Annotated in this window: 5 protein-coding genes; 3 read left to right on the top strand and 2 right to left on the bottom strand. The window is 59.9% G+C overall.

Features of this window, described 5'->3' with window-relative positions; translation table 11 throughout:
• Positions 1 to 1,004: hypothetical protein (locus VL598_RS03180; RefSeq protein ID WP_325325253.1), on the bottom strand; the 1,004-nt coding region annotated here is incomplete at its 3' end.
• Positions 1,005 to 1,154: 150 nt separating this feature from the next.
• Here VL598_RS03180 and VL598_RS03175 point away from each other — a divergent pair.
• Together VL598_RS03175 and VL598_RS03170 are read left to right on the top strand one after the other, a co-directional pair.
• Complete coding sequence (locus VL598_RS03175; RefSeq protein ID WP_325325252.1) at positions 1,155 to 2,087, top strand: phosphorylase; 933 nt, start codon at positions 1,155 to 1,157, stop codon at positions 2,085 to 2,087.
• A gap of 125 nt (positions 2,088 to 2,212) precedes the next feature.
• A complete protein-coding gene (locus VL598_RS03170; RefSeq protein ID WP_325325251.1) occupies positions 2,213 to 3,736 on the top strand; it encodes an SH3 domain-containing protein in 1,524 nt (507 codons plus the stop codon).
• 106 nt (positions 3,737 to 3,842) lie between these two features.
• On the opposite strand, the gene VL598_RS03165 is transcribed toward VL598_RS03170, so the two are convergent.
• Positions 3,843 to 5,141 carry an MFS transporter gene (locus VL598_RS03165; protein WP_325325250.1) on the bottom strand — a complete coding sequence of 433 codons (1,299 nt, stop codon included), beginning with the start codon at positions 5,139 to 5,141 and terminating at the stop codon, positions 3,843 to 3,845.
• A gap of 149 nt (positions 5,142 to 5,290) precedes the next feature.
• Between VL598_RS03165 and VL598_RS03160 the strand changes: the two genes are divergently transcribed.
• A partial coding sequence (locus tag VL598_RS03160; RefSeq protein WP_325325249.1) for a GntR family transcriptional regulator occupies positions 5,291 to 5,629 on the top strand: 339 nt, incomplete at its 3' end.

Here is a 5,629-nt window from a genome sequence, read left to right as displayed (position 1 = left end):
TACTCCCTTAGCTTCGGACTCTTCATCCCCTTAGCCAGCAGCAGCTTCAAAACCCACCGAAGCTGGCCCTTGCGGTGCTGCGCACAAACAGTTCGCCACAGGCGCGCCGGATCGAACTCTTCGAAACGCGCCTGCCGCTCGATGACCGACTTGCTGCCTGGCAAATGCAGGAACGCACATCGGCTGAACCAATATAGATTCCGATGGGTATTGCCAGGCCAGTGACGTCCGACGGCTTGATAAGCGCCGACGTCGACGATCGACTGACCTTTTTCCGCCAACAGCGAAAGCGCAGCGGAAACGAATGCCTCGTCGCCATGCTGGCAAAGCTGAGGGATCTGAACGGTATATCTGTCGAAGCACGCCTTCGCGCAAGCGACGAGCCGCGCAAGAAAATGCGGCGTGCACAGCAAAAACTCCCCGCCATACCAACGCGGGTTTTGAAGCCGCCGACCCGCCACGGCTTCAATGTCCGCGATAACTCGGGCGCTGCCATAGCAGGGAAAAACTTGATCCGAGATATCGAACGCGCCAACGCCGAGCCGCGCGCATCGCTCCACGAGCCCGACGTCGAGCGCTCTCATGGCGGCCATGTCGGTATCGAGCAGCAGAAAAAGTGTGTCACCCGGAAGCGTTCGGGCTGCCTGCATCATCAAGTGGAACTTGAAATGCGTCGCGTAAAAAGGCGTGCTGTCCGGCAAATTCAAACCGCCTATCGTTAGCGCATGAACTACCGGATGACTGCGATCGGGCGAGCCGGCAAGCACATTGCGCACCCCGTCCGGTTCGTTCGTGTAGACGTTAAGGCGCGGCATTCCGAGGCGCAGCAGCGATTTGTTGAGGCAGAGCGCCTGACGCACATACGCGCGGGGATCCCGGTTGCTGCTATTCGGGCTGCCTCCGGTCACACCATCAAGGTAGACCAGCGCACACGGGTGTATCGAAGGCAATCGTGCCCGATGGCGCCCCATGATGCGCGAAAGTTCACTTAACTCGATCGACATGTGCCTGCACTCGTCGTCATGCCGCTCATAAAAACGGATCGTCCCCAGCAAAAGCAGAAATCGACAGGCAACGACTATGCCTATACGCGAATTATCCTTGGTATTCCGGATGGATCATATTGAGGTGCTGATATGCGTCTGCGACACAATATGTCTGCACTCCTGCTTTCGCCAGGCACGCTGCACGGCGCCATTGAGCGCCGCAGCGCACAAGCGCTCGCTGACGGCGCGCTTCAACCGATCGAGACTGTGTGCACGAGGATCGATGACGGTGGCATTCGCTTCATTGTTCGCCAAGTGTCGAGCCTCGCACGCAAAACGTACGCACTTGAGGGCGACACTTCCGACACCTCTTCCACGCCGCCTTCCGATCCCTTCAAACCGTATGATCCAGCGCTTTTCGTCGCAGACATTTCCGACACACATATTGCATTGCTGAACAAGTTCAACGTCATCGATCATCACATGCTGATCGTTACACGAGACTTCGAGGAGCAAGAAACCTTGCTCGATCTTTCGGATTTTGTCGCTTGGCTTGCATGCCTCGCCGAATTCAATGCACTCGGTTTTTACAACGGCGGCGTCAGTGCGGGTGCAAGTCAGGCGCACAAGCACATGCAAATCGTGCCGCTGCCGATCACCACCGAGCATAACGACGGCTTTGCACTGCCGATCGAACCGCTCATCGCGAGCGCGCGCGCGTCGACACGCGCGAGTGCCGGCACGCTACTCACCCGCTTTCCGTTTGTCCACGCGTTCGCGCCGCTCGCACCTGCAAGCGGGCCGCAGGCGGCGGCCGCGGCACTGGATTGCTACCTTTGGCTCATGAGGAGCCTAGCGCTCGTCTCCTACGCCGAAGGGAAGCCAGTGCGCCAAGCCGCCGCCTACAACTTGTTGATGACGCAACGCTGGATGCTTGTCGTGCCGCGAACCGAAGCGCACATCGAGGGCATTTCGATCAATGCGCTCGGCTTTGCGGGCTCTCTCTTCGTGCGCGATGCCGTGCAGTTGGAAACCGTGCAACGGTTGGGACCGATGACGCTGCTTGCGCGCGTTTCGCGTCCGGTCGGGCACAAACTTTGATCACTCCGAAACGGGTTTGTCGGGTCGAGGCAAAATAACGGCGTTGATGCTTGAACCGAATCGCGCGGCCGCAGCGACGATGGCCAGCGTGACCGCCCATTATTGTCACTTCGGACTGCTGACCGATGCCCCTCAGACTTCGCTCCCTGCCCCCGGCGTTCCCGCTCGCCTCGCTGTGCCTTGCGCTCGCCGCTTGCACGTCGTTCGCGCCTGCACCAAGCCGAGAAGCACATATCGAACCGATCGGCCTCTTTCCGATGGACGCCTACGATCAGAACGTCGATCGTTGGATCGACCCAGCTGCACCGGGATACGACGTGCCGTTTCTGAGCGTAACAGCGCAACGTGCGCATTTTGACGCCCTCTACTCACGCTACTTCGGCAGCCTGCCGGCGGACGCCTCACCTTGGAATCCCTCTTTCATCGAGGGGCGAGTCTATGGCCAGCACGGGCAAGACATCGTTGCACTGCAATTGCAACGCGTCCACAACTACGACAACGCCAGCAAGCGCTCGAACGGAATCGGTTATGGACAAAACCTGCGGGCGCACACTCAGAAATGGATCGACGTTATTGCGCAAAATATGGATGTCGACCAATTCGCGCAAGCTCCGCATTACGTGGCAAGGTCGCGCGCTATTGCCGCGGGCAATCTCCTTGTGCGCGAGTTGCCTACCATGGACCCAGCATTTTTTTCGTACGAACTCGCGGGTGAGGGCTACCCGTTCGATAATCTGCAGGTCTCGGCGGTCAAGCCGGGCACGCCGCTCTATGTCCTCGGGCAGACCCGGGATGGGGCATGGCGATACGTGCAAACGCCCGACGTTCAAGGCTGGGTACAGTCGGCGGGGGTTGCCAATGTCGACGACGCTTTTGTCGATACCTGGAGGCAGCGCGCCCGCACTTCATGGGGTGCCGTCATCGTGGCATCGGCGAGCGTGAGCGACGATGGCGGATCGTTCCGATTCAACGCGCCCGCGGGCACGCTGTTGCCGCTAGTCTCGCAAGCGCAGAATGCACGGCCGGGCACGCAAACGGTGCTTGTGCCGGCACGCGATATCGACGGGCGCGCCGTGATCCGCCAAGCGCACCTTGCTGACGGGCAGATCGCGCCCATGCCGCTTGCCGCAACACCCAGACATCTGGCGATGTTGATCAAAGCGCTGATCGGACGCCCCTATGGGTGGGGCAATACAGGGCTCTACAACGACTGCTCATCGGAACTTCAGAGCATCTTTGCGGCATTCGGGGTCTGGCTACCGCGTCACTCGTCGACACAGATGAGCGCGGGGCAGTTCACGGACTTGTCCGCTGCCAGTCCCGCCGAGCGCATCGACTACCTCATGCGGCACGGTGAGCCGATGCGCACGCTCGTCTACATCGGCGGACATGTGATGCTCTATCTCGGTACAACAGTACGTGACGGGCAGACTCTACCGCTCGTCTATCAGGACATCTGGGGGCTTCGCCCGGACGACAACAGCCGGCGATCGGTCATCGGCGGATCGGTGATCTTTCCATTGCAACTCAGGATTCCTGAGGATCACTCGTTGCAGTCGCTCGCCGCTACGCCGATTTTCCAGATCAGTATTCTCGGTGAGCCGAACCCAACCGCGCCCTTGCCGGACGCAGAAAATCCGGCCAGCTGATGCGAAAACGCGAAACACAAGAGGCAAGGGGCAAAGGACGAGCTAACGGAATAAGCGCAGCACGCAGCAATACCCCTCTCGGCATCGCTGCGTGCTACGTGCGGCGTTACTCTGGAAGTGCCTGACCGCGCGTTTCCGGCGCCAAAGGAATGAGGAAAATCCCCACCACAAATGCGATAGCGGTCAACGCGACGGGCACGCCGAGCGTGTGCATATGCAAGACGGCAGCGCCAAGCGCGAAGTTGACTCCTGCGCCGACGAAACGCCCGAAGGACGTGCAAAACGCAAATGCTGTTGCGCGGACGCGCGTCCCGAACTGTTCCGGCAGCCAAAGGCTGAACAGCGCAAAATTTCCACCAAAGAAGCCAAGTACAAAAAGCAACGCGATGAAGGGCACCAGTCCGTTAGGCAAGTAGAACGCCCAACCGAAACTTGCCGCGATGGCAACGGCCATCCCGGTGAAGTACACGGCAAGCGTCTTTTTGCGCCCAATCCGCTCGGCGAGCGGTGGCAATGCCAGACAGCCGAGAACTGTGCCGATGGAAAGCAAGCCCGTGGCGAGCGATGCCGTCTTGGTGGCGGCGCTTTTGTCCATGCCCGCCTTTAACGAAAGCTGAATGACGGCCGAGGGCTCATAGACTGCACCGGCCCACAAGCCGACGATGGCGATCGTCACCAGTCCGCACGCCACCCAAGTGCGGCGACGATAATGCGAGCCGAAAATTTCTTGCAAGGGCTTGGCCTTCGAGACGACGGCTTCGGCCTTTTGCCACTTATCGGTCTCCTTCACGCGCAGCAGCACCACAATGGCGACGACGACAGGAATGGCCCCCGTCAGGAACATGGCCCGCCAACCGAAGTGCACGCCGATGGTGTAGTTGAGCGCGGCCGCCAGGAAAAAGCCCGCGTAGTAGCCAGTCTGTAGGTAACCGGCACCCATCTTGCGGCGATCTTCCGGCCAGGCCTCGGCGACGTAGGTACCCGCAAGCGCCCACTCGCCGCCGATGCCGACACCCGCGATGAAGCGATAGATGCCGAGCTGCCACACGTTTTCCGCCGTGGCGGCAAGCCCTGTAAAGATCGCGAAGGTGAAGATGGTGCCCGCCAGAACCTTCGTGCGGCCGAAGCGATCTGCAAGCGGCCCCCATATAAAAGAGAGCCCCCAACCCACGAGGAACAGCGCAAACATAATTGAGCCCGCCAAACCGACGTTGGCGGGAGTCGCCGCATAGCCCGAGCGCGGCAGCAGCTCAGTCAATGCCGGCGTAAGTATGAGCGCATAGATGAACGAGTCCATCCCATCGAGCGTCCACCCTGCCCAGGCACCCCAGAACCCCGCGATCTGCGAACGATTAAGCGGCGTTCGGCCTCGCGTGGTACGCGCGCCGCCTGTCACTGAACTCATCTGAATCTCCTCCGGAATACGTTTTTTCCACTTCTTTCATTATTCTTTCAAGAACGCCAAGCGGCGCGTGCTGTAAAGCTCAGGGCCTGGCAGCACATCGGGGTTTGCCCGATTTGATATCGAATATTTTGTATATAATATCGACTATCATGATCGATGTAACGAATCGTTTTCCCCTAGGTTCCGCGGCGAACGGGGTAGAGCGAAACGCCATGCCGCTCGCGGCCGTTTCTGTTGCGCCGCGCATGAGCGCCTCCCGAATGGTGGCCGATGCCTTGCGCGAGGCCATCATCGACGGCGCGTTGGCACCGGGCGCGCCGTTGCGTCAGGACGCAATCGCGCGTCATTTCTCGATCAGTGCGATCCCTGTGCGCGAAGCATTGCGCCAACTCGAAAGCGAAGGCTGGATCAAGGGCGAACTGAACAAAGGTGCGACGGTCGCGCCGCTCAATGCCAATGAAGCGCGCGAAATCTATGAGATACGCGCC

It is taken from the genome of Trinickia sp. (genome assembly GCF_035492435.1).
In the GTDB taxonomy this organism is placed as follows: Bacteria; Pseudomonadota; Gammaproteobacteria; order Burkholderiales; family Burkholderiaceae; genus Trinickia.
Note: the sequence above shows the minus strand (reverse complement) of the source record. Positions and strands in the feature narration are given on the sequence as shown.